This window comes from Pseudomonas sp. GM18, from assembly GCF_000282195.1.
Lineage (GTDB): Bacteria > Pseudomonadota > Gammaproteobacteria > Pseudomonadales > Pseudomonadaceae > Aquipseudomonas.
On record NZ_AKJT01000025.1, the window covers coordinates 42,061 to 65,103 of the forward strand.

Below are 23,043 nucleotides of genomic sequence, written 5' to 3' on the forward strand. Positions count from 1 at the left end.
GACTGGAGTAACACCATGAGCCACAACTGCGCATACGTCCGGCAGCACTATCAGGTGCCCGCCGAGGTCGGGCGCCGCGTCATTGCCTACGGGAAGCCCGGCATTATCCTGGCTGATCGAGGCCACTATATCGGCGTGGTGCTGGATGAAGATCCGAAAAAGCGGATCAGCAACTACCACCCTACCCACGAAATGCAGTACGGCGATATGGCAGAAACGCTTCCGCTCAAAGAGTGGTTAGTCCTGCCTTTCAACCATGATTGGGATGACCTCAACTGGAATCGTGAGGCTCGAGAAGACTTAGTCAGGGTATGGGCGGCTACTCGAGGTCAGGCCAAATACAAGGCCTATGAGCGACTTCAAGATTACTGCCACAGCATCAAAGCGATGCTTCGCTTCAAAGTCCGGCGCGCCTGGCCCGCCCTCACCTATTACGCGGAATGATCTGTAAATAGGTCAACCGCCTGCCTGTAGGTGGCAAGCTCAATTATCTGCCGCAAGCAAATAACGACCTCAAGCTTCTGCTTGTCGTCGGGAATTCCTAATCGCTTCAGCATCGCCCAGGCGTCTTCCTCGATCGCCGCAAGTGCATCGATATCGCTTTGCAATCTCATGCCAGTCTCCCGTCAGGCTGCATCGAGCATAAACCAATACCCCACTTCAACGAATCACGCCAGCCGGCGAGGATCCACAATGACTTCAGCAATTGATCTGTTCGCCGGGCTCGGCGGATGGAGTACCGGCGCGCGTGATGCCGGCGTCGACGTTCTTTGGGCCGCGAATCATTGGCCGGTAGCAGTTGAGTGGCACAGCGCCAATCATCCGGAAGCCATTCACATCTGCCAAGACTTGCACCAGGCAAACTGGGCGGCGGTGCCACGCACCGATATCGGCATAGCATCTCCATGTTGCCAAGGCCACGCAAAGGCCCGGGGCAAGAAAAACGGGAACCCTGAACATGATGCATCGAGGTCCACCGCCTGGGCCGTACCGTCCGCTGCAGAGGTACTTCAGCAGGATGCCTGGGTGGTCGAGAACGTTCCGGAGTTTGTAGACTGGGTGCTCTACCCAAGCTGGATGGATGCCATGCAACGTCTCGGATACCAAGTCGCGCCGCATATCGTGGACTGCGCAGACCTTGGCGTACCGCAGCACCGAGTGCGCTTGTTCCTGATTTGCACGAAGAGCAAGGCACCGATTCAGCTGCAACTCCAGCAGTGCGAACACGTTCCCGCCAGCAGCTTCCTCGACTTCGAGTCTGGAAAATGGTCGCCAATCGATAAGCCAGGCCGGGCCCAGGCAACGCTCGACCGAGTACGCAACGGCCGCCAGCGGTTCGGCGAGCGATTCATCATGCCTTACTACGGAAAAGGCTCTGGCTTGACCGGGCGTGACATCAACCGCCCGATTGGGACCATCACCACGCTCGACCGGTGGGCACTCGTCCGCGACAACGAGATGCGGATGCTCTCGGCGAATGAAGCGCTAGCAGCCATGTCCTTCCCAGCCGACACAAAACGCCCGGAGAATCATCGACTGACTATGCATATGGCAGGCAACGCTGTCCCACCGCTCGCCGGACAGCGGATCATCGAAGCATTGATGAAAGCTGCCTAGCCGGCAAAAAACTGGTTTTTCGGTTTTTCATGGTCGGATCCATCCAAACTCCAGAGCTCTTCCTCTGTTCCAAGAACGTGCTTTATACGCGGATGGTGGTGGCAAAGCGTCGCCACTCTTTCCGGTGTCAGATTTACAGCCTTGGCAATTGCCCGCGTCGACCGTTTTTCGTATTTGTCGGTTCTCTCAAACTCAATGCTTAACCAGCTATAAATCCTCTTTGAGTCCCTGACGTTATCCCATTTGTGTTTACCCATCTGAACTGCAATCACCAGACCTCCACCTATTGCTCCGGCGACCACTTCGCTCCAGTCAGACATTCTCGTCACCTCTATTGGCTGATCGCTGAACTGTAGCTGATCCCTCACCACCCTCCACCGCCCGGGCATGTCCCGGCATAGGACGCCCCATGCCCACAGAAAACAAACCGGCCGAGCCGCTGCAGGTTGAGCGCTCCACAATCACGAAGCTGGGGATCACCGGCGCGCCGAGCCTCGATCCGATCAACGTGTTCCTCGAAGACCTGGCACCGCGCAAAGGCAAGATCACGGTCAGCTGCTACGACAAGAGCTGGCACGCCTACTGGGGCGGGATGTGGGACGGTCTCACCATCGGACAGTTTTTCTGCCGCCTCGATGAGCACTACATCATCAGCTATTTCTCACCAAGCCTCAGTTCCATGAGGTTCTCCAATGATGCGCTGATGACCCTGGCGAAGAAGTCAGTCATTGACCGGCGCCGGATGCGAAAAGGGTATTGGGAGTTTGGTGACAGCCTGGATCAGGAAGATGCCCGCGACCTCTTTGACCAGATCGACGACCTTCGCGGTGTCGAGTCGATTTCGGTTGGACACCAACAGGGCGCGCTTTTGACTGACTTGTTCGGGCCTGAGTGGTGGCACTTGGTGGATGAGAAAGCCGTCGAGCCGAATCCCGATTGGCATTACCTGTGCCGCATCATTGCAGCGGTTCAGCAGGCGCTGGGCCAAGAACAACCGCAGCAGGAGGCAGCATGATCAATTTCTTCTGGCGCCTGGTCGCCAAACTCCTGGCTCGCCCGGCCATCGCCGACTGGCTCATCGCCCGCGCCAAAGTCACCCCGTACCAGCACATCATGTCCGCCGACGGCACCGAGATGTACATGGGCCGTTGGTGGCTGTTCAACCCTTACAGCCGGGAGACGCACAAGCCGGCGTTCTTGTGGTGCCCATGGTCGTTCCGGATCCACCACATCCTGCGGCCCGACGAAGACCGAGATCTGCATGATCACCCGTGGAACGCCCGGACCATCATCCTGCGCGGCTGGTACACGGAACAACGCCTGCTTGAGGCCGACGATCCGGCACTTCACCAGCTCCTGATGAAGGCAGCCGAGTTGCGGCAGTCGTTCGACGCGGCATTTCAGGCCACCGAGCACATCGACCGGCGCCCGGGCGACACCGCCCGCCTCAACCACGGCGAATACCACCGCATCGACCAGGTATCCCCCGGCGGCGTCTTCACTCTCTTCATCACCAGCAAGTGGCGCTGTGACTGGGGATTCCTCGTAAACGGCGTGAAGGTGCCTTGGCGCACCTACACCGGTACCGACAACTGATTGGAGATTGCTGCATGAGTGGTCAATGGAAACTGGTACCGGTCGAGCCGACCGAAACCATGGTGATCAACGGGTTTGAATCGGAACCAGACGAGTGCTTCACCGACGATGAAGTCTGGGAGCAGTACCAAGAGATGAGCGGCTGCCAGCAAGCGGCGTTCCGCGCGAAACTGTGCTGGGCTGCAATGCTCGGTTCTGCCCCATCTGCGCCCACCGATGGACAGATTGAAGTAGTCGCCGTGATCAATGAGGAAGGCGAGATATTCAAGGAAACGGTTGTCGAGCATCGGCCTGGCATTGACCTGCTGCCTGTTGGTACCGAGCTGGTAGACATTGCTCATGTCATCCGACTCACCGCCGAGCGTGACGCCCTGCAGCAGCGCCTGAACGCAGCGGATCAGCTGATCTCCGAGCAGAGAGTCGCGCTGACGCGAATTCACGACCGTGCCCACGCCTTCGCTGAAGATGAATGCAGTATGCAGGTCGCCTCAGTCGAGGTGATCAGGGATGTCGCAGCCAGAGCACTCGGCATGGACAGCAAGCCGCCAACCTACAGGCCCGGTCTCTACGCCGTGCGCCACATCGACAACTGGGATGGCGAGCGCGATGTCGCGCTGACGTTCGCCATGCTGGACGCCGATGGCAAATGGACTGAAAAAGAAACCGGTGAGCCCCTGCTGACGTACAACGGTGACAAGGTTCTCAGAGCGTGGCCGCTAGACTGCTCCGACGCGCCTGACACCCAGATTATCGGCGTGCCGCGCAACTGGCTGGAAGACTGGGCGCTCGAACTTGTCGAGGCCGCTCAGGACGGCGGCCAGATGTCGAACCAAGTCGAACACCTCCTCGAAATTCACGCCAAGCCTTAACTCCCTCCCCCTTCAAAGTCAGCCGCTATAGCGGCAAGGACGAGTGTGCCCATGGAAAACAAAAAGGCAGGCCCGGATCACTTCCGCTATGTCGATGAAATCGGTCCTGACGGTCTCGAAGTACATTGCATCACCTACACGGTGATCGGTGAAACGGCGCAGTGCTGGTACATAGCCGATGAATACACCGTCAACATGATTAACGGCTATCAGCACAGCTGGACGGCAGACGCCGTGAAGAAGCGCCGAAAGCGCGTGCTCAAGGAAACCGATGCGCACAGCAGGCGCTTTGCCTACCCGGACAAGGCTCACGCCCTGCGCTCCTACAAGTTGCGCAAGTCGCGTCAGCTGGGGCATGCAGAGCTGACACTGGAGCGCGCCCGCGCGGCGCTGGGTTACTTCGGTGATTTGTCGGTGATGAATGAGGCGCCCGTCGCCGAAAAGCTGATCATCGCCAACGAGTACATCCAAGGCATGGGTTGGGGGGATTACTGATGATCATCGATGACGTAATGACCGACAAAATCACGCTGCACGGCCTAGGCTTTGCGCAGGTGCAGCTCCAGGGCAATCAGCGGCTGCACGTCTGGCACCCTGAGTTGCCGCGCCGGGCCTGCTTCGAGCACTCGGCAATCCACGACCACCGCTTCAACTTCGTATCCCGAGTGATTGTCGGCACGCAGATCAACGAAGAGTTCGGCCTTGTCCGGGATGACGCCGGCGACTTCGTGCTGTACCTACATGAAGGCGCGCGAACGGCCGGCGGTGGCCGACCGTGGACACCTGATGGCCGCGCGTTTCTGATCCCGACCGGGGCTGACTCTATATCGGCGGGCAACGACTACAACACCCAGGCATACGCCTATCACCGAACCCGGCCCGGTGGTGATGGTCGAGTGGCCACGATCATGGCCAAGCGTGGCGAATACCCGGCTGGCGCCCACTCCACCTGCAGGTTCGGCATTCAACCCGACACCGACTTTGACCGATTCCAATGGTCGCCGGCCCAGCTCTGGGAAGTCGTCGCCGACGTCCTGATCGGTCAGCAGGTGGCAGCATGATCGCCCTCGCCTGGTTCGCCTACGTGTACTGCTACAAGGGGCCGCGGTGATGACGCAGATGAGCGACATTTTTCCAGAGATGACCGTCGAGCAGGAAAAGCAGTGGTTCGCGGAGCAGCAAGAAGCTCATCGCCTGGATCTTGAGCGTGAGAATCTCGAAATCGCCAAACGAAAAGCAGTCGACCACCACATCCGCTGCCGTGACTGTGGCTCATTCGTGGCGAAATGGCGCTGGGTGCCTAAAGCCCATCCTCAAGCAATTCGTGATGGATGGCGCCCATTGTGCGGTTCCTGCTTCGATAACTACGACAACTATCCATGAACGGCATGGTCAGCGTCCGCACTGAGGAACTGACCGGCCCGGCGCTGGGCTGGGCAATCGAATCAATCGAAAGCGCGGGACCCACCACTGGCCAGCTGCAACTGCCACTCGCCCGGATCGACGCCGAGCAGCTGATCAAGAAGCATGGCGTCTGGATCGAGCGCGGTTACAGCTACCCCTGGCTGGCCGACCTAACCCGCGATCCCTGCAACCGCCAGCCCGGCGAAACCCGAGAGATCGCCGTGTTCCGCGCGGTCGTATTCGCAAACCTCGGCACCACCGTCAGCGTCCCCGCTGAGCTCATCCAGCTGTAAACCCAAACCTTACAACTCAGTAGCCTGCCGGTGAACGGCGGGCGAGGATTGCCCGTGTCGGAACTAAAAGTAATGGCGGCCGAGGCCGCACTAAAGAAGATGGTGCAGGGCTCGCACTTCAGCATCTGCACCCTCGACACCATCATCAAAATGATGGATGTGAAGCCTGACAGAGACGCTTACAGCATCCTGCACACCCTGCATTGCGTCGACTACAACCAGATGCGGCCCGAGTTGCTCCAGGCTCTTCCTGATCTGATCGCCACTGTTTTGCGCTCCCCATCGTTTGAGGCCAGCCGGATCAACATCGTTGCTGATGGCACTGGCTTGCGCCTCATCAAACACTGACCCCAACCTTCTGCCGCCACGCGCGGCATGGAGCATCAACATGGCAAAAGTTCTTGCCCAGATTACGGTCAAGTTGCCGCGCCTCATGGAGGCCGGCGAATACAGGAAGCTGCGGTACGCAGGCGGCAAGCCGAGCCTGCAGCAGCTGAAAAAATGGATTGAGGACGGCGAAGTGGTCGGAGAGGTAAAAGGTGGGATGTATTTCGTCGATGTGCAGGCGGCAGTTATGGGCACGACTGACCCGCTGCTGGCTCAGATGATGGAGATAGGCTGATGGCCGCCCGGCCGCGCACGCTTCAAAACAGGAAGTTGCCGCCAAACCTTTACCCGAACGGTAAGTATTGGCGGTACCGCAACCCGATCACCGGACTGATGACCAGCATCAACCGGCCACTGGAGGAGGCAATCAAGCTGGCTCGTGCGGCCAATCTCAAGCTGGCGGCGCTGGTCGTCGATGACGGCGCCCTGCTCACCCTGCTGACTGGCGACCGCCTGCCGACAGTGAGCAACCTGCTGCAGCGATTCCATGACGAATGGCTGGTGGACAAGGGATACGCGGCACGCACCCTGGAAGAGATCAAGTTCAAGCTTGAACGGTACCGGCAGGATCTCGGTGAGCGCCTGATCGGGCAGATGGACGTGCTGGCCATGGCCGAATACCTGGACCAGTTCAGCAACAACGCCTACACGAAGCACCGCGGGCTGTGGGTGCAGATATTTGCCTTCGCCGTGGCCAAGGGCCTGGCCGAGCGGAACAACGCCGAGCTGACCCTGGTGAAGAAGGAAGCAGAGAAGAAGCGCCAGCGGCACACGCTCGAAGGGCTGAAGGCGATCATCGATGCCGCGACCACGCCGCCCTGGCTGAAGCGCGCCATCCGCCTGGCGCTGGCCAGCCTTCAGCGTCGCGAGGACATTGTGACCTGGTTGAAGTCGGCCGTGGACATGGAGAAGAACACGCTCACGGTATCGCCCGGCAAGACTCAGGGGTACGACAACCCGGTTCACCTGAAGATCACCATGGGCGCCGCGCTGCGCGACGTGGTCGGCGAATGCCTGCGCTCGCCGCTGGTGTCGCCGTACTTGATCCACTACAAACCAAAGGCCCGGCGCCGGGAACAGATCGACGCGAAGGATCACTGGACGTCGGTGACGCCGGACTACCTGACCAAGGAGTTCAGCAAGGCCCGGGATGCGGCGCACGCGTACGACCACGTGCCAGCCGGTGAGCGCCCCACTTTTCACGAGATCCGCGCTTTAGGTGCATGGCTGTACGAGCAGCAGAACTTCCCGCAGGAATACATCCAGGCGCTGCTGGGCCACGCGGACGAGAAGATGACGAAGCACTACCAGGAGGGGCACGGCGATAAGACGATTGAGTACGTCGAGGTGGGCGCCGAATTGGCGTTCTGAGGTGGGGGTTTTGCAAAAGTTTTGCAAAAGTTTTGAAAATCGCAGAAAGCAAAAAGGGGTCACCGTTTCCGGTGACCCCTCTAGACCGCCCAGCAGAGCGGATTTTGTTTGGTAGGCGCGATTGGACTCGAACCAACGACCCCCACCATGTCAAGGTGGTGCTCTAACCAACTGAGCTACGTGCCTGCTGTGAGGCGGCATTCTACGGAATTCCGGAGGGGTGTCAACACCTTTTTTTCACCTAACCCTATGAATATGCAAAATATTTAATTTCGCTGTGGCAAAGAAGATTTTCCGGTGGCTGGCGGTCGATTTTTAACTCGGGTAGGATCAATGCACTCGTAAAATATATTAAACAGAGGCTGCAGGATGGCGAACACTCCCTACCCAGAGTCCTATTACGCCGCGTCGGCCAATGCGGCACCAGCGCGCCCGGCCTTGCAGGATGATGTAGAGACTGATGTCTGTGTAATCGGCGCCGGTTACACCGGCCTGTCCTCTGCCCTGTTCCTGCTGGAAAACGGTTTTAAGGTTACGGTGCTGGAAGCCGCCAGGGTCGGTTTCGGTGCGTCGGGACGCAACGGTGGCCAGATCGTTAACAGCTATAGCCGTGATATCGATGTGATCGAGCGCAGCGTCGGCCCCAAGCAAGCTCAGTTGCTGGGGCAGATGGCGTTCGAAGGTGGACGGATCATTCGTGAGCGAGTGGCCAAATATAATATCCAGTGCGACTTGAAGGATGGCGGTGTGTTCGCCGCCATTACCGACAAGCAGATGGGCCATCTGGAGTCCCAGAAGCGCCTGTGGGAGCGCTTCGGTCACATGCAGCTTGAGTTGCTGGATCAGCGTCGCATCCGTGAGGTAGTGGCTTGCGATCAATATGTCGGCGGCATGCTCGACATGAGCGGCGGGCATATTCATCCACTCAATCTTGCTTTGGGCGAAGCAGCAGCTGTGGAGTCGTTGGGCGGCACTATTTATGAGCAATCGCCGGCAGTGCGCATCGAGCGCGGTGCCAACCCGGTGGTGCATACGCCTCAGGGCAAGGTCAGGGCCAAGTTCATCATCGTCGCCGGCAACGCGTACATCGGCAATCTGGTGCCGGAGCTGGCGGCCAAGTCGATGCCCTGCGGGACTCAAGTGATCACCACCGAACCCTTGGGCGATGAATTGGCCAAGCACCTGCTGCCTCAGGACTACTGCGTCGAAGACTGTAACTACCTGCTCGACTACTACCGCCTGAGCGCCGACAAACGCCTGATATTTGGTGGCGGCGTGGTGTATGGCGCGCGGGATCCAGCGAACATCGAGGCGATCATTCGACCGAAGATGCTCAAGGCCTTCCCGCAACTCAAGGACGTGAAAATCGATTACGCCTGGACCGGCAATTTCCTGCTGACCCTGTCGCGTCTTCCTCAGGTCGGACGACTGGGCGACAACATCTACTACTCTCAGGGTTGCAGCGGCCACGGCGTGACGTATACGCACCTGGCGGGCAAGGTACTGGCCGAAGCATTGCGTGGTCAGGCTGAACGCTTCGACGCCTTCGCCGACCTGCCCCACTACCCGTTCCCCGGCGGACAGTTGCTGCGTACGCCGTTCGCTGCGTTGGGCGCCTGGTATTACGGATTGCGTGACAAACTCGGATACTGACCGATAGAAAGAAGGGCCGCTGAACGCGACCCCTTCTTTGTATCCGCCGGGGAAGTCAGACCCGCCGCTGATTCAGAAGTCGACTGTCGCCGAAACCAGGTAGGTTCGCGGGGTCGAGAGCGTCAAACCGGGCTCGCTGTCATCCGAGGCCCCCGCCGAACTCCAGTAGCGCTTGTCCGCCACGTTCTCGACATTGGCACGCAGGGTGATGTTCTTTTCGTCGATCTTGAACGCGTAGCGTGCGCCCACGTCGAAACGCTCCCAGGCGTCGATTTCCTTGTTGTTGGACTGGTCCAGATACTGCGAACTGGAATAAATACCGCGGCCGGTCAGGGTCAGGCCCTGTACGGTCGGCACGTCCCACTCTGCGCCCAGGTTGACGTTATATTTCGGCGTGGCAGGCGCCCGGTTGCCGTCAAAGGTGCCATTGGTGGTGTTGGTCAACTCGCTGTCGATGTACATGACACCGCCGAGCAGGCGGAAGCCTTTGAGCGGCTCACCGAACACACTCAGTTCCACACCGTCGTTTTGACGCTTGCCGTTCGAGCCGAAAACTCGCGTCGTGGCGTTGGTCTCATAGGCCGGCTGCTTGATCCGGAACACCGCGGCGGTCACGGCGAACGCACCCACGTCATACTTGGCGCCGACCTCAACCTGCCGGCTGATGAACGGCGGGAAGATCTCGTCCTCGTTCACCGAGGTCGACGGCGCGATCTTGCCCTGGCTCAGGCCTTCCATATAGTTGGCATACAGCGACAATTTGTCGGTCGCCTTGAACAGGATGCCACCCGACGGCGAAACCTTTTCCTCGTCGTAGGCCGTGTCGCCTTTGACGTTGTCTGTCCAGTCGTCAACCTTCACACGCTGCCAGCGAGCGCCGAGGGTCAGCAGTAGCCGATCATCGAAGAAACCCAGCGTGTCGGACAACGCCACGCCGCTGAAGCGGTTCTCGGTGTAGACCTTCGAATCCAAACGTATGGGTCTGACAGGTGTTGGTGTTTCCACAGGATCGTAGAGGTTGCTGCGGGCCGCAGCATAACGGGCGCCGCCATTTTCGAAGTCCATGTAGAAATAGCTGGCGGCCAGGTTGACTTCATGGTTCACCGGGCCGGTGTGAAACCAGTTGCGCACCCCTGCCGTGGCCGTCCGGACATTTTCGTCACGGGTGAAGTCACGCGGCTGAACACTGAAATCACCAGCGTCGTTGGTGACCGCAACGGCATGCCGGAGAAAGTCATGGTTGCTTTTACGCGCGCCCACACCGCCGTACAGCATGACGGAGTCGCTGACATCGAATTCACCGTTCACCGCGCCGAAAGTGTCGTTGGTACTCGCTTTGCTCCAGGGCTGCGCATAGTTGTGACGGACATCGCTGGCATGCGGAACCTGCGCGTTGGCGCCAACCTGCACACGTTCCTGTGGCGCGTCGGTATCGCGCTCGGTGCGTCCGAGGTCCGTCGAGAGTCGCAGGCGTTCACCACGAAAATCCAGGCCCAGCACGGCCATCTCGCGGTCGACACTCTGATGATCCCATTCGGTGTCGCCGGACTGCTTCACGCCGTTGAAACGAATACCGAACTTGTTGTCTTCACCAAAGCGCCGGCCGACATCCACGGCACCGCCCACCTGGTTGTCGGAAGCGTAGCTACCGGTGAACGAAGTGATGGGCTTGTCAGTCGCGCGCTTGGGCACCACGTTGATCCCGCCACCCACGGCGCCCCGCGGCGAGATGCCATTGATAAGCTGGCTCGGGCCTTTGAGGATGTCGACGCGGTCGGCCATCTCCATATCGATCGTATAGGTCGGCAGGACACCATATAGACCGTTGTAGGCGACATCACTGTTGAACAGGCTGAGCCCGCGAATGGTGAATTGCTCATAACGCCCACCCGCCGGGTTGGTGGCACGAACCGAAGGATCGTTGGCGATCAGGTCACCCAAGGTACGAGCCTGCTGGTTTTTGACCACCTCACTGGTGTACGTGGTCATGCTGAATGGCGTTTCCATAAAGTCTTTCGAGCCCAGCAAGCCTTGAGAACCGCGGCGCGCGACCTGGCCGCCGGCATACGGATCGCCGCCCGCCGGTTCAGTGGCACCGAGAATCGAGGTGGGGGCCAATTGCAGGCTGCTGCCTTCTGGCGTCGGGGTCAGGATGTACGCTTGTTCGCTCAACGGCTGCAGTTGCAGGCCGGAACCCTGCAACAGTCGGGTAAAGCCCTCCTCGACCGCGTATACGCCGGAAAGACCCGCGCTGCTGCGACCGCTCACCAGCGCCGGGTCGACCGACAGATTGACCCCAGCCAGGCCGGCAAACCGGGTCAGCGCATCGCTCAGGCTCCCGGCAGGCACCTGATAACTGCGCCGAGTGGCATCTTCGGCCCAACTGGAAGTGATGAACAACAGACTGGCACTCAGGCTCAGCAACAGGCTCAGGTGCAACAACGGACGCAGGCCGGAAGAAGCCGGACGCGGACAGCAAGGCATTACTGCGGGCATTGAAGAAGCTCTCTTGATTCGCTCAGTTGCCTTGAATGACAAGCGAGTCGGAAAAAAGGGACAGGCTTCACACACTATTTTTGCGCGGCAGCAACATTACCCAGTAACGCGTACGTGAATGCACTTCCAACGGCAGACTGGCCGCGAGCAGCGCCAGCACGCGATCGGTGTCGTCCAGACGGAAACTGCCGGTGACGCGCAGCGCCTCGAGCTCCGGCTCCCAGCGCAGGACACCCGGTCGATAGGTGCTGAGCTCACCCAGGAAATCCCCCAGCGGCCGGTTTTTTGCCATCAGCACGCCTTCGCGCCAGCCCGGCGCGAGCACATCAAATGCGGCTATCGACCCGGCACCGGCTGCTCGAAGGTCAACCTGCAAACCACCGCGCAATACCAATACCGCCCCCTGCAACGGCTGCAATTGCACAGAACCGTTGTACACCGACACTCGGCATCCGAGTGCATCCTGCCGCACACAGACCTCACTTTGACTGACAATGACTTGCCCGAATCGGGTCTGGATCGTCAACGGCGAGACGCCAGGCACCTTCAGTGATATTTCGCCCCCTACCAACGTCAAGCGTCGCCCCTGCACATCCACATCGACGGCGCTGGCCGTGTTGAGTTGCAAGAAACTGCCATCGGCGAGCTGCACCTGTTTGCGCTCCCCGGTGGACGTATGCAAGTCGGCCCGCCAGACCTCCAACGGTAATTGCCGGCTGGTCAGCCACGCCGCCGGCACCAACACCACTGCACCCAATGCGCGCTTGAGTACCACCCGTCGAGCTGGCTCAGGGCGATCCAGACTTTGCAACGCCAACGCTGAAGGCAGATCGGCAAAACGCTGACGCAGGGCTTGAGCTTTCTGCCAGGCCTGTTCGTGACTGGCACAACTGTCGCGCCACCGTTGGAGGCCAGCGTGATCCTGCTCATTCGCGCTGCCGGACTCCAGCAAGGCGAGCCACTGCGCGGCGGCGCGCGCTATCTGGCGGGCCTCCACCGAAGGCGACGGACTGCTCACAGCTCCACCAACAGGCAGTGCTCGTAGGCTTGCGCCATGTAGCGTTTGATCGTGCGTTCCGACACCCGCAGGCGTTCGGCAATTTGCTGGTAGCTCAAGCCTTCCAGCTGACTCCAGAGAAACGCCCGCCGCACCGCCGTCGGCAGTCCGTCGAGTAATTCGTCCAGGGCTTGCAGGGCTTCCAGCAGCAGCCAGCGCTGCTCGGGTGACGGCACACTGCCTTCAGGCAGAGAGGCCAGGGCATTCAAATAGGCCTGCTCAAGGCTACGACGCTGATAGAAGTTGCTCAGCAGTCGCTTGCCCACAGTCAGCAGATAGGCGCGGGGCTCCTGCAAATCGGAAATCCGTTGAGAGCTGGCGAGCAAGCGCAGGAACGTATCTTGACTGAGGTCCGCCGCATCACAAGCGTTGCCCATGCGCCGCCTCAACCAGCCTTCAAGCCAGCCACGGTGATCGCGGTACAGGTCATGGAGGGTTTGCTCCTTCGGCATCGCTGCATCACTCATCTCAAGAGCCCTGTACCAAGGAGTTATCGTAAATGAGAGTGATTCTAATTAATGTCAATGCCGTGAACCAAGTCCTTTGTGCATCGGGCGTGCAAAAAGGTAGAGGCGGGAAGACGCGAGAGGAGAAAAAACCAAATTTCAGACACAAAAAACCCCGGTCTTTCGACCAGGGTCTTTGCTATCGACTCGAAGTAGACACTGGCTATACCAGCGCTTTCTTCGTAGCTCCAAGGCGTTCAGTGGGCCTTGAGGCAGATATGGCGCAGCGGACGGGACTCGAACCCGCGACCCCCGGCGTGACAGGCCGGTATTCTAACCGACTGAACTACCGCTGCGTATCGCTTTGAGCTGACGCTCAAGTAACTCGTCTGATTGAAAGCTTCGAGACTTTTCAATCTCGCTTTTCAATCTCAAGTCAGGGTAAACCTGACTCGGAAAATATGGCGCAGCGGACGGGACTCGAACCCGCGACCCCCGGCGTGACAGGCCGGTATTCTAACCGACTGAACTACCGCTGCGCGTCGGTGGAGGCTTTTCAGCTTCCCTCTTGCTTACACAAGAGTCTCAAGAGTTGGTGGGTGATGACGGGATCGAACCGCCGACATTCTGCTTGTAAGGCAGACGCTCTCCCAGCTGAGCTAATCACCCTTTGCATCTCTGAGGCCGCGAAATTTACGCAGGTACCGAAGCTAAGTCAATACCCCGCTTGAAGTTTTTCTAAAAAAGACAAAATCGTGTCATTCCGGACGAAGTCGACAACCGTCAGACCGCTTCAGTCGGATCGCCGCCCGGAGCAAGCCCGCCCCCACACTGGGTTACTCGCTGTAAATCATCTTCTTGGTCATACCACCATCGACCACAAACTCCTGGCCCGTGACGAAACCAGCGTTCTTCGACAGCAACCAGGCCACCATCGCCGCCACGTCTTCGACGGTCCCTACCCTGCCCGCCGGATGCTGCGCATGATCGGCGTCAGTCAGCGGTTCGGCGCGCCGTGCCGCTGGATCCCGCGCATCGATCCAGCCGGGGCTGACCGCATTGACGCGAATCTCCGGTCCAAGACTGATGGCCAAGGCGTGAGTCAGGGCCAACAGACCGCCCTTGCTCGCCGCATAAGCCTCTGTGTCGGGTTCCGACTGCGCGGCGCGGGTCGAGGCCAGGTTGACGATGGCGCCGCTGTGAGCGCGCAGATACGGCGCACAGTGCTTGGCCAACAGCATCGGCCCACTGAGGTTCACCGCCAGCACCCGATTCCAGTAGGCCAGGTCGAGGCTTTCCAGGGTGATGTTGTGCGGATCGGCCACTGCCGCATTGCACACCAACGCATCCAGACGCCCGAACTGCCCCAGCACCTCGGCCACACCCAGCGCCACCTGCGCTTCATTCGCGACGTCCATGGCGATGAACCAGGCGTTTTCGCCGAGCACCTTCGCCACTTTCGATCCGCGCTCCCGATCCAGATCCGTCAGCACCACCTGCCAGCCTTCGCTGATCAGCCAGGCCGCAATACCCAGGCCAATGCCGCGCGCGGCACCGGTGACCAGCGCGACGCGGCCATGAGTGCCCGTGGCCGGCGACGACAACTCGATCACAAGGCAGCCAACCCGCGCGCCAGATCGGTTTGCAGGTCTGCCACGTCTTCCAGACCGACCGCAATGCGGATCAGGCTGTCACGGATCCCCGCCGCCTCACGCTCTTGCGGCGCCAGACGGCCGTGAGAAGTAGTGCTCGGGTGCGTGATGGTGGTTTTGCTGTCGCCCAGGTTGGCGGTGATGGAGATCAGGCGAGTCGCATCGATAAAGCGCCAGGCGCCCTCTTTGCCGCCCTTGACCTCGAAACTCACGACCGCACCGAAGCCCTTCTGCTGACGCTGGGCCAGTTCGTGCTGCGGATGGCTCTTGAGGCCGGCGTAATGGACTTTCTCGATGCCGTCCTGCTGCTCCAGCCACTCGGCCAGTTGCTGGGCATTGGCGCAATGCGCCTTCATGCGCAGGCTCAGCGTTTCCAGGCCCTTGAGGAAAATCCAGGCATTGAACGGACTCAGGGTCGGCCCGGCGGTACGCAGGAAACCGACGACTTCTTTCATCTGCTCGCTGCGACCCGCCACGACACCACCCATGCAACGACCCTGGCCGTCGATGAACTTGGTCGCCGAGTGCACGACGATGTCCGCGCCCAGCTTCAGTGGCTGCTGCAGCGCAGGCGTGCAGAAGCAGTTGTCGACCACCAGCATCGCGCCCTTGGCGTGAGCAATTTCCGACAGCGCGGTGATGTCCACCAGCTCGGCCAGCGGGTTGGACGGCGATTCAACGAAGAGCAGTTTGGTGTTGGCCTTGATCGCTGCATCCCAGCCGGACAAGTCCGCCAGCGCTACGTAATCGACTTCAATGCCAAAGCGCTTGAAATACTTCTCAAACAGGCTGATGGTCGAGCCGAACACGCTGCGCGACACCAGCACGTGATCGCCGGCACTGCACAGGCTCATTACCACCGCCATGATCGCGGCCATGCCAGTTGCCGTGGCCACGGCTTGCTCGGCACTTTCCAGCGCGGCAATGCGCTCTTCAAACGCGCGCACGGTCGGGTTGGTGTAGCGCGAGTAAACGTTGCCCGGCACTTCACCGGCAAAACGTGCAGCCGCGTCGGCGGCGGTACGAAATACGTAGCTGGAAGTGAAGAACATCGGATCACCGTGTTCGCCTTCCGGCGTGCGGTGCTGACCGGCGCGTACGGCCAGGGTATCGAACGCTACGCCTTCGAGGTCGCTGTCCAGCCGACCGGCATCCCAATCCTGACTCATGCTGTCACTCCTTGCCTTGCTCTTTATTTAGTAGATACAAAACCGGCCCCTCAGGGCCGGTAGTTACTCAGTTGTTGTACAGATCAATGATCGCACTGACTGCCTGGGTCTTGACCTTGGAGGCATCGTTACGTGCCTGCTCGATCTTGTTCAGGTAAGCCTCGTCGACGTCGCCGGTGACGTACTGGCCGTCGAACACCGCGCAATCGAACTTGTCGATCTTGATCTTGCCGCCACCGACCGCTTCGATCAAGTCAGGCAGGTCCTGATAGATCAACCAGTCAGCGCCGATCAGGTCAGCCACGTCCTGAGTCGAACGGTTGTGGGCGATCAGCTCGTGAGCGCTCGGCATGTCGATGCCATAGACGTTCGGGTAACGCACGGCCGGTGCCGCGGAGCAGAAGTAGACGTTCTTGGCGCCGGCTTCGCGAGCCATCTGGATGATCTGCTTGCAGGTGGTGCCGCGAACGATGGAGTCGTCCACCAGCATCACGTTCTTGCCGCGGAATTCCAGTTCGATGGCGTTGAGTTTCTGGCGTACGGATTTTTTCCGCGCAGCCTGACCCGGCATGATGAAGGTCCGACCGATGTAGCGGTTCTTCACGAAGCCTTCGCGGAACTTGACGCCCAAGTGGTTCGCCAGTTCCAGGGCCGCGGTGCGGCTGGTGTCCGGAATCGGGATGACCACGTCAATGTCGTGGTCCGGACGCTCGCGCAGGATCTTCTCGGCCAGCTTCTCGCCCATGCGCAGACGGGCCTTGTAAACCGAAACGCCGTCGATGATCGAGTCCGGACGCGCCAGGTAGACGTGTTCGAAGATGCACGGGGTCAGCGACGGGTTGGTCGCGCACTGACGGGTGTGCAGCTTGCCGTCTTCAGTAATGTAGACCGCTTCGCCCGGTGCCAGGTCGCGAATCAGGGTGAAACCGAGCACGTCCAGCGAAACGCTTTCGGAGGCGATCATGTACTCGACGCCTTCGTCAGTGTGACGCTGACCGAAGACGATCGGGCGGATGCCGTGCGGATCGCGGAAACCGACGATGCCGTAACCGGTCACCATCGCCACGACCGCGTAACCACCGACGCAACGGTTGTGCACGTCGGTGACGGCCGCGAACACGTCTTCTTCAGTCGGCTGCAACTTGCCACGCTGGGCCAGCTCGTGTGCGAACACGTTGAGCAGCACTTCCGAATCGGAGTTGGTGTTGACGTGGCGCAGGTCAGATTCGTAAATCTCCTTGGCCAATTGTTCAACGTTGGTCAGGTTACCGTTGTGCGCCAGGGTGATGCCGTACGGCGAGTTGACGTAAAACGGTTGAGCTTCGGCCGAGGTCGAGCTGCCCGCGGTCGGATAACGCACATGGCCAATGCCCATGTGGCCGACCAGGCGCTGCATGTGACGCTGGTGGAACACGTCACGCACCAGGCCATTGTCCTTGCGCAGGAATAACCGGCCATCGTGGCTGGTCACGATACCGGCAGCGTCCTGGCCGCGGTGCTGGAGGACGGTTAGCGCGTCATACAGCGCCTGATTGACGTTCGACTTACCGACGATACCGACGATGCCACACATGCGACGCAACCCCTACTTAATGGATCTGAACTGAACACAACTCACTGAGGCGTTTTGGCCGTCGGCAAGAGGTGCTCCTTGAACGGAATATCAGCGGGTACGCTGATTCCGCTGGCAAGCCACTGACTGCTCCACCCGAGGATCAGGTTTTTGGACCAATCTGCGACCAATAGAAATTTTGGCACGAGCTGTGACTCTTGCCACCACCCGTCCTGCTGTACCGGCCCCAGGCTCAACAGCCCGACCGCCACGACCACCAGCAACGCGCCACGCGCCGCGCCGAAGGCCATGCCGAGGAATCGATCGGTCCCGGATAGCCCGGTGACGCGAACCAACTCGCCGATAAGATAATTGATCATTGCGCCTACGATTAAAGTGGCGACAAACATGATGGCACAGCCCGTGATCACACGAGCCGACGGTGTTGCAATGTATCCGCCGAGGTACTCGGACAATGAGCCACCGAACATCCAGGCAACGACTCCTGCGATGATCCAGGTCAGCAGCGAGAGTGCTTCCTTGACGAAGCCGCGGCTCAGACTGATCAAAGCGGAGATGGCGATGATTGCAACGATCGCCCAGTCAACCCAGGTAAATGGCACAGTGCAGCCTACAGACAGATGAGGCGGCGCATTTTAGCAGAGCCCATGGCTGTCGGTAAGCTGAGATTGTCAGTGCTTTTCAAATCAGGGCGATAGATTTAGCCGCGCTCAGGCTGGAAACGCACCACAAAACCCTTGAGGTTCTGCTGGCGACTCAACAAGTCACGTAGACGATCAGCTTCTGCACGCTCGATCAGCGGCCCGACGAACACCCGATTTTTGCCATCGGAGGAACGGATATAGGCGTTATAGCCTTGGCTGCGCAGGGTTTTCTGCAAACTTTCAGCGCTCTCGCGGCTCGACAGGCTGGCCAGTTGCACCGACCAGCTGACCGACAGGCCATTGGCATCGACGCGACTTGGGGTAGCGACCGGCTTGGCCGGTGCGACCGCAATTGGCTGGGCAGGTGCCGGTACAGGCTTGGCTACTGGCGCAGGAGGCGGAGTGACCGGTTTGGCAGCCGACGGCGCTGGCGCCACGGGAGCTGTTGGCGCAATCGGTGTCGACGGCACTTGCTGCTCGGCAATTTCGTCGTCGCTTGGCACAGGCTCTTGCGGCAATGCCTGCGGCTCAGGCACCGCCACCGGCTCGATCTGCACTTGCGGCACCGAGGGGGCGTGCGGCGCAGCAGGCGCGTCGACCGTTACCTGGCGCTGTTCATCCTGACGGGAAAACAGCATCGGCAGGAAAATCACCGCCAGCGCCACCAGCACCAGGGCGCCGACCATGCGCTGCTTGTACGCCTTATCCAGCAAAGCCATTTGCCGCTTCCTCCGTGGAGTGCCGGGCCAGCCATTCAAGGGCCTCGGCGACACAATAAAATGATCCGAACAACAGAATCTCGTCGTCGCTCGTCGCCTGCGCGCACTGCCCTTCCAGGGCGGCGGCCACGCTGCCATAAGACGTTACCGAAGCGCCAAGGTTCTGCAACGCCGCGTGCAACTGAGCAACCGGTCGCGCTCGCGGCGAATCCAGCGGCGCGACGGCCCAATGCTGGACACTAGCATTCAATTCACCGACAACACCATCCAGGTCCTTGTCCGCCAACAACCCGAACACCGCCAGACGCTTGCCGGCCGGCGGTCGGCTGGCCAGACGCCGAGCCAGATATTCTGCCGCGTGAGGGTTGTGCCCTACGTCCAGCAGCAGATTCAGACGCTTGCCCTGCCAGTCGATCTGACGACGATCAAGACGACCGACGACCCGCGTCGCTTTCAACGCTTCAATAATCTGCGCATCCACCCAAGGCAAACCGAGCAGCAGGTAAGCCTGCAACGCCAGTGCGGCGTTTTCCATTGGCAGATCGAGCAATGGCAGATCGTGCAATTCGACCGCACGCCCTTGGGCATCAACGCCGCGCCATTGCCAGTTGTGATCGGTGATACCGAGGTCAAAATCGCGCCCACGCAGGAAAAACGGGCAACTGAGCTCGCGCGCCTTATCCAGCAGAGGTTGAGGAGGATTCAGATCGCCGCACAGCGCAGGCGCGCCCTGGCGGAAGATCCCGGCCTTTTCGAAGGCCACGGATTCGCGGGTATCACCCAGGTAATCCGCGTGATCGACGCCAATACTGGTGACCAGCGCGATATCGGCATCCACCACGTTGACCGTGTCCAGACGCCCGCCCAGGCCGACTTCCAGCACCACCGCATCGAGACCGGCCTGTTGAAACAGCCAGAACGCCGCCAGGGTGCCCATTTCGAAGTAAGTCAGGGATGTTTCGCCGCGGCCCGCCTCGACCGCGGCAAAAGCTTCGCACAGCTGCGCGTCAGTGGCTTCGACGCCATTGACCTGCACCCGCTCGTTGTAACGCAGCAGGTGCGGAGAATTGTAGACACCCACGTTCAGGCCCTGCGTCCGCAGCAATGAAGCCACGAATGCGCAGGTAGACCCTTTGCCGTTGGTGCCGGTGACCGTGATCACCCGAGGCGCCGGCTTGCCCAGTCCCATGCGGGACGCTACCTGTTGCGAACGCTCCAGCCCCATGTCGATGGCCGAAGGATGCAACTGTTCAAGGTAGGCGAGCCACTCGCCAAGGGTGCGCTCGATCATAGGTTCGCAGGTACCGGTGGGACCACGATTGGCTCGACAGGCGCGGCGACGAATTTAGGCGTCGGCTTGCCGGTCAGTTGTGCCAGCAGGTTGCCCAGACGTGGACGCAGTTCCTGACGAGGGATGATCATGTCGATCGCGCCGTGCTCCAGCAGGAACTCGCTGCGCTGGAAGCCTTCCGGCAGTTTTTCGCGAACGGTTTGCTCGATCACGCGCGGACCGGCGAAACCGATCAGGGCTTTCGGCTCACCGACGATCACGTCGCCGAGCATCGCCAGGCTGGCGGAAACACCGCCGTAGACCGGATCGGTCAGTACCGAGATGAACGGAATGCCTTCTTCGCGCAGACGTGCCAGCACCGCGGAGGTCTTGGCCATTTGCATCAGGGAGATCAGCGCTTCCTGCATCCGTGCACCACCGGAAGCGGAGAAGCAGATCATCGGGCAACGGTTTTCCAGGGCGTAGTTGGCGGCGCGCACAAAGCGCTCACCGACGATGGCGCCCATCGAGCCACCCATGAAGGAGAATTCGAAAGCCGACACCACGACCGGCATGCCCAGCAAGGTACCGCTCATGGAGATCAGTGCGTCTTTTTCGCCGGTCTGCTTTTGCGCAGCGGTCAGGCGATCCTTGTACTTCTTGCCGTCGCGGAACTTCAGACGGTCAACCGGCTCCAGGTCCGCGCCCAGTTCGGCACGACCTTCAGCGTCGAGGAAGATGTCGATACGGGCGCGTGCGCCGATACGCATGTGGTGGTTGCACTTGGGGCAAACGTCCAGGGTCTTTTCCAGTTCCGGACGATACAGCACCGCCTCGCAAGACGGGCATTTGTGCCACAGACCTTCAGGCACCGAGCTCTTCTTGACCTCGGAACGCATGATCGAAGGGATCAGTTTGTCTACTAACCAGTTGCTCATGCTTTCTTTCTCCAGTACCGGCGGCCCGAACGCTCTGGTTCGCAGCCCCGCGTATGCCCTTGAGCTAAATTCATGTGTGTAGCGATGATCGATGGATTGCCGGGTCAGCGAGACGCGACCTGCGTACAACCCAAAAATTCTCAGCCATGCCTGCTTTGTGCAGGTGCACCTCTTTTGTACAGAGCAGTGGACGGCGGCAGTCTGCCAGCCGTCACATCAACGACGTGCTACCGCGTACCGCTTTGATGAATGCCTGAATCTTTGCGTGATCCTTGATGCCCCTGCTCGCCTCTACCCCGCCGCTGACGTCCACCGCGTAAGGCCGAACCCGGGCAATCGCCTCGGCGACGTTGTCTGGTGTCAAGCCACCCGCCAGGATGATCGGCTTGCTCAAGCCTTGCGGTATCAGTGACCAGTCGAAGGCCTCACCGGTTCCACCGGGAACACCTTCGACATAGGTGTCGAGCAAAATACCGCTGGCGCTTGGGTATGCATCACAAGCTGCCGCGATGTCATCACCGGCCTTGACCCGCAATGCCTTGATGTACGGCCGGTGCCAGCCTTCACAATCAGCGGCGGTTTCATCGCCATGGAACTGCAACAGGTCCAGCGGCACGGCGTCGAGGATTTCCCCCAACTCGCAACGGCTGGCATTGACGAACAAACCCACGGTGGTCACGAACGGCGGCAAGGCCTCGATGATCGCCCTCGCCTGCTGGAACGTCACGGCCCGCGGGCTTTTGGCGTAGAACACAAATCCGATGGCATCGGCCCCGGCCTCAACCGCCGCCAACGCATCCTCTATGCGGGTAATCCCACAAATTTTGCTGCGAACGGCCGACATGTCGATAGAACCTCAGGGCAATTCCGGGAAAGTCCCGGATGGTATCAAAAGCGTTCGAAGGCGTCAGCCGTCAAGTTCCGAGAAGCCGGTGAGGAAGTGTGGGCCGATGTAACGCTCGGGCAATTCGAATTCATCGCGATACTCGACCTGCACCAGATACAGGCCAAACGGATGGGCCGTCACCCCACCGGAACGACGAACGCGACTCTCCAGCACCTCTTTCATCCACTCCACGGGACGCTCGCCAGCACCGATGGTCATCAAGACGCCTGCGATGTTGCGCACCATGTGGTGCAGGAACGCGCTGGCACGGATATCCAGCACGATCATTTTGCCATGGCGGGTAACGCGCAGGTGATGCAGCTCCTTGATCGGCGACTTGGCCTGGCACTGGCCGGCGCGGAAAGCGCTGAAGTCGTGGGTACCGACCAGATACTGAGCGGCCTCGGACATGCGCTCGACGTCCAGCGGGCGGTGGTTCCAGGTGACTTCTTCGTTCAGGTGCGCCGGGCGGATCTGATCGTTGTAGATCACGTAGCGATAGCGCCGGGCGATGGCCTTGAACCGCGCATGGAAATGCGCCGGCATGACCTTGGCCCAGCTGACGCTGATGTCGTGCGGCAAGTTGATGTTGGCACCCATGACCCAGGCCTTCATCGAGCGCTCTACCTGAGTGTCGAAATGCACCACTTGGCCGCAAGCATGCACTCCGGCATCGGTGCGCCCGGCGCAATGCAGCGACACGGGTGAGTCGGCGACTTTGGACAAGGCCTTTTCAAGAAGCTCCTGCACCGTGTCCACACCGGAGGCCTGACGTTGCCAGCCGCGATAACGCGAACCTTTGTATTCAACGCCCAACGCGATCCGGAAAAAGCCCTCGGCCGCCATTTCGGCAGCCGGATTATCTATATTTGCCAAGGGGTGACAGCCTGCTGATCTACGCAAAGGCAAGCATTATAGGGCCGCTGGACCGGGATGCCAGTGTAACTGTGACACTGCGTTGAATGTACCGACCCCATCGCATCCTCCCAAAAAACAAAAACGG

Annotated in this window: 27 protein-coding genes and 4 tRNA genes; 13 read left to right on the forward strand and 18 right to left on the reverse strand. The window is 60.0% G+C overall.

Annotation, left to right across the window (positions count from 1 at the left end; all coding sequences use genetic code 11):
- Positions 1 to 15: 15 nt before the first annotated feature.
- Complete coding sequence (locus PMI21_RS22500; RefSeq protein WP_007935140.1) at positions 16 to 444, forward strand: hypothetical protein; 429 nt, start codon at positions 16 to 18, stop codon at positions 442 to 444.
- On the opposite strand, the gene PMI21_RS22495 is transcribed toward PMI21_RS22500, so the two are convergent.
- Positions 432 to 614, reverse strand: coding sequence for a hypothetical protein (locus tag PMI21_RS22495; protein ID WP_007935141.1), 183 nt, complete (start codon positions 612 to 614; stop codon positions 432 to 434). The two genes, PMI21_RS22500 and PMI21_RS22495, sit on opposite strands and share 13 nt — an antisense overlap.
- A 79-nt stretch (positions 615 to 693) precedes the next feature.
- On the opposite strand from PMI21_RS22495, the gene PMI21_RS22490 reads away from it, so the two are divergent.
- Positions 694 to 1,617, forward strand: coding sequence for a DNA cytosine methyltransferase (locus tag PMI21_RS22490; RefSeq protein ID WP_007935143.1), 924 nt, complete (start codon positions 694 to 696; stop codon positions 1,615 to 1,617).
- On the opposite strand, the gene PMI21_RS22485 is transcribed toward PMI21_RS22490, so the two are convergent.
- Positions 1,614 to 1,937, reverse strand: a complete 324-nt coding sequence (locus PMI21_RS22485; protein ID WP_007935145.1) for a hypothetical protein — start codon at positions 1,935 to 1,937, stop codon at positions 1,614 to 1,616. The genes PMI21_RS22490 and PMI21_RS22485 overlap by 4 nt on opposite strands.
- A gap of 89 nt (positions 1,938 to 2,026) precedes the next feature.
- Between PMI21_RS22485 and PMI21_RS22480 the strand changes: the two genes are divergently transcribed.
- The 10 genes from PMI21_RS22480 to PMI21_RS22435 are packed head-to-tail and all read left to right on the forward strand — an operon-like array spanning position 2,027 to position 7,537.
- The gene (locus tag PMI21_RS22480; RefSeq protein WP_007935146.1) at positions 2,027 to 2,632 is read left to right on the forward strand and encodes a hypothetical protein; all 606 of its coding nucleotides are present in this window, start codon (positions 2,027 to 2,029) and stop codon (positions 2,630 to 2,632) included.
- Positions 2,629 to 3,213: a hypothetical protein gene (locus PMI21_RS22475; protein WP_007935147.1), complete on the forward strand. Its 585-nt coding sequence runs from the start codon at positions 2,629 to 2,631 to the stop codon at positions 3,211 to 3,213. Before PMI21_RS22480 ends, PMI21_RS22475 begins: the two co-directional genes overlap by 4 nt.
- 14 nt (positions 3,214 to 3,227) lie before the next feature.
- Positions 3,228 to 4,082: a hypothetical protein gene (locus PMI21_RS29840; protein WP_007935148.1), complete on the forward strand. Its 855-nt coding sequence runs from the start codon at positions 3,228 to 3,230 to the stop codon at positions 4,080 to 4,082.
- A 51-nt stretch (positions 4,083 to 4,133) separates the two neighbouring features.
- A complete protein-coding gene (locus PMI21_RS22465; protein WP_007935149.1) occupies positions 4,134 to 4,577 on the forward strand; it encodes a hypothetical protein in 444 nt (147 codons plus the stop codon).
- Positions 4,577 to 5,143, forward strand: a complete 567-nt coding sequence (locus PMI21_RS22460) for a hypothetical protein (RefSeq protein WP_007935150.1) — start codon at positions 4,577 to 4,579, stop codon at positions 5,141 to 5,143. Before PMI21_RS22465 ends, PMI21_RS22460 begins: the two co-directional genes overlap by 1 nt.
- Before the next feature lie 49 nt (positions 5,144 to 5,192).
- Positions 5,193 to 5,465, forward strand: a complete 273-nt coding sequence (locus PMI21_RS22455) for a hypothetical protein (protein ID WP_007935152.1) — start codon at positions 5,193 to 5,195, stop codon at positions 5,463 to 5,465.
- Complete coding sequence (locus PMI21_RS22450) at positions 5,462 to 5,779, forward strand: hypothetical protein (RefSeq protein ID WP_007935153.1); 318 nt, start codon at positions 5,462 to 5,464, stop codon at positions 5,777 to 5,779. The genes PMI21_RS22455 and PMI21_RS22450 overlap by 4 nt, the downstream gene beginning before the upstream one ends.
- A gap of 54 nt (positions 5,780 to 5,833) precedes the next feature.
- Positions 5,834 to 6,127: a hypothetical protein gene (locus tag PMI21_RS22445; RefSeq protein WP_007935154.1), complete on the forward strand. Its 294-nt coding sequence runs from the start codon at positions 5,834 to 5,836 to the stop codon at positions 6,125 to 6,127.
- A 40-nt stretch (positions 6,128 to 6,167) separates the two neighbouring features.
- Positions 6,168 to 6,401, forward strand: a complete 234-nt coding sequence (locus PMI21_RS22440) for a hypothetical protein (protein WP_007935155.1) — start codon at positions 6,168 to 6,170, stop codon at positions 6,399 to 6,401.
- Positions 6,401 to 7,537 (forward strand): tyrosine-type recombinase/integrase, encoded by a 1,137-nt coding sequence (locus tag PMI21_RS22435; protein WP_007935156.1) that lies wholly within the window; start codon positions 6,401 to 6,403, stop codon positions 7,535 to 7,537. The genes PMI21_RS22440 and PMI21_RS22435 overlap by 1 nt, the downstream gene beginning before the upstream one ends.
- A gap of 109 nt (positions 7,538 to 7,646) precedes the next feature.
- On the opposite strand, the gene PMI21_RS22430 is transcribed toward PMI21_RS22435, so the two are convergent.
- Positions 7,647 to 7,723, reverse strand: a tRNA-Val gene (locus PMI21_RS22430).
- Between the two features lie 183 nt (positions 7,724 to 7,906).
- Between PMI21_RS22430 and PMI21_RS22425 the strand changes: the two genes are divergently transcribed.
- The gene (locus tag PMI21_RS22425) at positions 7,907 to 9,190 is read left to right on the forward strand and encodes an NAD(P)/FAD-dependent oxidoreductase (protein WP_007935157.1); all 1,284 of its coding nucleotides are present in this window, start codon (positions 7,907 to 7,909) and stop codon (positions 9,188 to 9,190) included.
- Between the two features lie 72 nt (positions 9,191 to 9,262).
- Here the strand turns inward: PMI21_RS22425 and PMI21_RS22420 are convergent, their stop codons facing one another.
- The 15 genes from PMI21_RS22420 to truA all read right to left on the reverse strand — a co-directional run bounded on the left by PMI21_RS22420 (position 9,263) and on the right by truA (position 22,886).
- Positions 9,263 to 11,686, reverse strand: a complete 2,424-nt coding sequence (locus tag PMI21_RS22420) for a TonB-dependent receptor (protein WP_007935158.1) — start codon at positions 11,684 to 11,686, stop codon at positions 9,263 to 9,265.
- A gap of 67 nt (positions 11,687 to 11,753) precedes the next feature.
- Positions 11,754 to 12,704 (reverse strand): FecR domain-containing protein, encoded by a 951-nt coding sequence (locus tag PMI21_RS22415; protein WP_007935159.1) that lies wholly within the window; start codon positions 12,702 to 12,704, stop codon positions 11,754 to 11,756.
- Complete coding sequence (locus PMI21_RS22410) at positions 12,701 to 13,210, reverse strand: sigma-70 family RNA polymerase sigma factor (RefSeq protein WP_007935160.1); 510 nt, start codon at positions 13,208 to 13,210, stop codon at positions 12,701 to 12,703. The genes PMI21_RS22415 and PMI21_RS22410 overlap by 4 nt, the downstream gene beginning before the upstream one ends.
- A 258-nt stretch (positions 13,211 to 13,468) precedes the next feature.
- A tRNA-Asp gene (locus PMI21_RS22405) sits at positions 13,469 to 13,545 on the reverse strand.
- Between the two features lie 106 nt (positions 13,546 to 13,651).
- Positions 13,652 to 13,728: transfer RNA gene (locus PMI21_RS22400), tRNA-Asp, on the reverse strand.
- Between the two features lie 54 nt (positions 13,729 to 13,782).
- A tRNA-Val gene (locus tag PMI21_RS22395) sits at positions 13,783 to 13,858 on the reverse strand.
- Between the two features lie 167 nt (positions 13,859 to 14,025).
- Positions 14,026 to 14,802 (reverse strand): SDR family oxidoreductase, encoded by a 777-nt coding sequence (locus tag PMI21_RS22390; protein ID WP_007935161.1) that lies wholly within the window; start codon positions 14,800 to 14,802, stop codon positions 14,026 to 14,028.
- Positions 14,799 to 16,010, reverse strand: a complete 1,212-nt coding sequence (locus PMI21_RS22385; RefSeq protein ID WP_007935162.1) for an O-succinylhomoserine sulfhydrylase — start codon at positions 16,008 to 16,010, stop codon at positions 14,799 to 14,801. Before PMI21_RS22385 ends, PMI21_RS22390 begins: the two co-directional genes overlap by 4 nt.
- Positions 16,011 to 16,077: 67 nt before the next feature.
- The gene (gene purF / locus PMI21_RS22380) at positions 16,078 to 17,583 is read right to left on the reverse strand and encodes an amidophosphoribosyltransferase (protein WP_007935163.1); all 1,506 of its coding nucleotides are present in this window, start codon (positions 17,581 to 17,583) and stop codon (positions 16,078 to 16,080) included.
- A 41-nt stretch (positions 17,584 to 17,624) separates the two neighbouring features.
- Positions 17,625 to 18,185 carry a CvpA family protein gene (locus PMI21_RS22375; protein ID WP_007935165.1) on the reverse strand — a complete coding sequence of 187 codons (561 nt, stop codon included), beginning with the start codon at positions 18,183 to 18,185 and terminating at the stop codon, positions 17,625 to 17,627.
- A 98-nt stretch (positions 18,186 to 18,283) separates the two neighbouring features.
- Positions 18,284 to 18,946 (reverse strand): SPOR domain-containing protein, encoded by a 663-nt coding sequence (locus tag PMI21_RS22370; protein ID WP_007935167.1) that lies wholly within the window; start codon positions 18,944 to 18,946, stop codon positions 18,284 to 18,286.
- Positions 18,930 to 20,237 (reverse strand): bifunctional tetrahydrofolate synthase/dihydrofolate synthase, encoded by a 1,308-nt coding sequence (gene folC / locus PMI21_RS22365; RefSeq protein ID WP_007935169.1) that lies wholly within the window; start codon positions 20,235 to 20,237, stop codon positions 18,930 to 18,932. The genes PMI21_RS22370 and folC overlap by 17 nt, the downstream gene beginning before the upstream one ends.
- Positions 20,234 to 21,154, reverse strand: coding sequence for an acetyl-CoA carboxylase, carboxyltransferase subunit beta (gene accD, locus PMI21_RS22360; RefSeq protein WP_007935172.1), 921 nt, complete (start codon positions 21,152 to 21,154; stop codon positions 20,234 to 20,236). The genes folC and accD overlap by 4 nt, the downstream gene beginning before the upstream one ends.
- A 211-nt stretch (positions 21,155 to 21,365) precedes the next feature.
- Complete coding sequence (locus PMI21_RS22355) at positions 21,366 to 21,998, reverse strand: phosphoribosylanthranilate isomerase (protein ID WP_007935173.1); 633 nt, start codon at positions 21,996 to 21,998, stop codon at positions 21,366 to 21,368.
- 63 nt (positions 21,999 to 22,061) lie between these two features.
- A complete protein-coding gene (truA, locus tag PMI21_RS22350; RefSeq protein ID WP_033063831.1) occupies positions 22,062 to 22,886 on the reverse strand; it encodes a tRNA pseudouridine(38-40) synthase TruA in 825 nt (274 codons plus the stop codon).
- Positions 22,887 to 23,043 lie beyond the last annotated feature (157 nt).

What these genes read in the sequence shown, in the direction of transcription:
- PMI21_RS22450 (WP_007935153.1), top strand. Translation starts at nt 5,462, where the DNA reads ATGAACGGCATGGTCAGCGTCCGCACTGAGGAACTGACCGGCCCGGCG.
- truA (WP_033063831.1), bottom strand. Translation starts at nt 22,886, where the DNA reads ATGGCGGCCGAGGGCTTTTTCCGGATCGCGTTGGGCGTTGAATACAAA.
- PMI21_RS22425 (WP_007935157.1), top strand. Translation starts at nt 7,907, where the DNA reads ATGGCGAACACTCCCTACCCAGAGTCCTATTACGCCGCGTCGGCCAAT.
- PMI21_RS22370 (WP_007935167.1), bottom strand. Translation starts at nt 18,946, where the DNA reads ATGGCTTTGCTGGATAAGGCGTACAAGCAGCGCATGGTCGGCGCCCTG.
- PMI21_RS22485 (WP_007935145.1), bottom strand. Translation starts at nt 1,937, where the DNA reads ATGTCTGACTGGAGCGAAGTGGTCGCCGGAGCAATAGGTGGAGGTCTG.
- PMI21_RS22420 (WP_007935158.1), bottom strand. Translation starts at nt 11,686, where the DNA reads ATGCCCGCAGTAATGCCTTGCTGTCCGCGTCCGGCTTCTTCCGGCCTG.
- PMI21_RS22435 (WP_007935156.1), top strand. Translation starts at nt 6,401, where the DNA reads ATGGCCGCCCGGCCGCGCACGCTTCAAAACAGGAAGTTGCCGCCAAAC.
- PMI21_RS22385 (WP_007935162.1), bottom strand. Translation starts at nt 16,010, where the DNA reads ATGAGTCAGGATTGGGATGCCGGTCGGCTGGACAGCGACCTCGAAGGC.
- PMI21_RS22480 (WP_007935146.1), top strand. Translation starts at nt 2,027, where the DNA reads ATGCCCACAGAAAACAAACCGGCCGAGCCGCTGCAGGTTGAGCGCTCC.
- PMI21_RS22355 (WP_007935173.1), bottom strand. Translation starts at nt 21,998, where the DNA reads ATGTCGGCCGTTCGCAGCAAAATTTGTGGGATTACCCGCATAGAGGAT.
- PMI21_RS22440 (WP_007935155.1), top strand. Translation starts at nt 6,168, where the DNA reads ATGGCAAAAGTTCTTGCCCAGATTACGGTCAAGTTGCCGCGCCTCATG.
- PMI21_RS22465 (WP_007935149.1), top strand. Translation starts at nt 4,134, where the DNA reads ATGGAAAACAAAAAGGCAGGCCCGGATCACTTCCGCTATGTCGATGAA.
- PMI21_RS22490 (WP_007935143.1), top strand. Translation starts at nt 694, where the DNA reads ATGACTTCAGCAATTGATCTGTTCGCCGGGCTCGGCGGATGGAGTACC.
- PMI21_RS29840 (WP_007935148.1), top strand. Translation starts at nt 3,228, where the DNA reads ATGAGTGGTCAATGGAAACTGGTACCGGTCGAGCCGACCGAAACCATG.
- PMI21_RS22495 (WP_007935141.1), bottom strand. Translation starts at nt 614, where the DNA reads ATGAGATTGCAAAGCGATATCGATGCACTTGCGGCGATCGAGGAAGAC.
- purF (WP_007935163.1), bottom strand. Translation starts at nt 17,583, where the DNA reads ATGTGTGGCATCGTCGGTATCGTCGGTAAGTCGAACGTCAATCAGGCG.
- folC (WP_007935169.1), bottom strand. Translation starts at nt 20,237, where the DNA reads ATGATCGAGCGCACCCTTGGCGAGTGGCTCGCCTACCTTGAACAGTTG.
- PMI21_RS22475 (WP_007935147.1), top strand. Translation starts at nt 2,629, where the DNA reads ATGATCAATTTCTTCTGGCGCCTGGTCGCCAAACTCCTGGCTCGCCCG.
- PMI21_RS22500 (WP_007935140.1), top strand. Translation starts at nt 16, where the DNA reads ATGAGCCACAACTGCGCATACGTCCGGCAGCACTATCAGGTGCCCGCC.
- PMI21_RS22410 (WP_007935160.1), bottom strand. Translation starts at nt 13,210, where the DNA reads ATGAGTGATGCAGCGATGCCGAAGGAGCAAACCCTCCATGACCTGTAC.
- PMI21_RS22460 (WP_007935150.1), top strand. Translation starts at nt 4,577, where the DNA reads ATGATCATCGATGACGTAATGACCGACAAAATCACGCTGCACGGCCTA.
- accD (WP_007935172.1), bottom strand. Translation starts at nt 21,154, where the DNA reads ATGAGCAACTGGTTAGTAGACAAACTGATCCCTTCGATCATGCGTTCC.
- PMI21_RS22455 (WP_007935152.1), top strand. Translation starts at nt 5,193, where the DNA reads ATGACGCAGATGAGCGACATTTTTCCAGAGATGACCGTCGAGCAGGAA.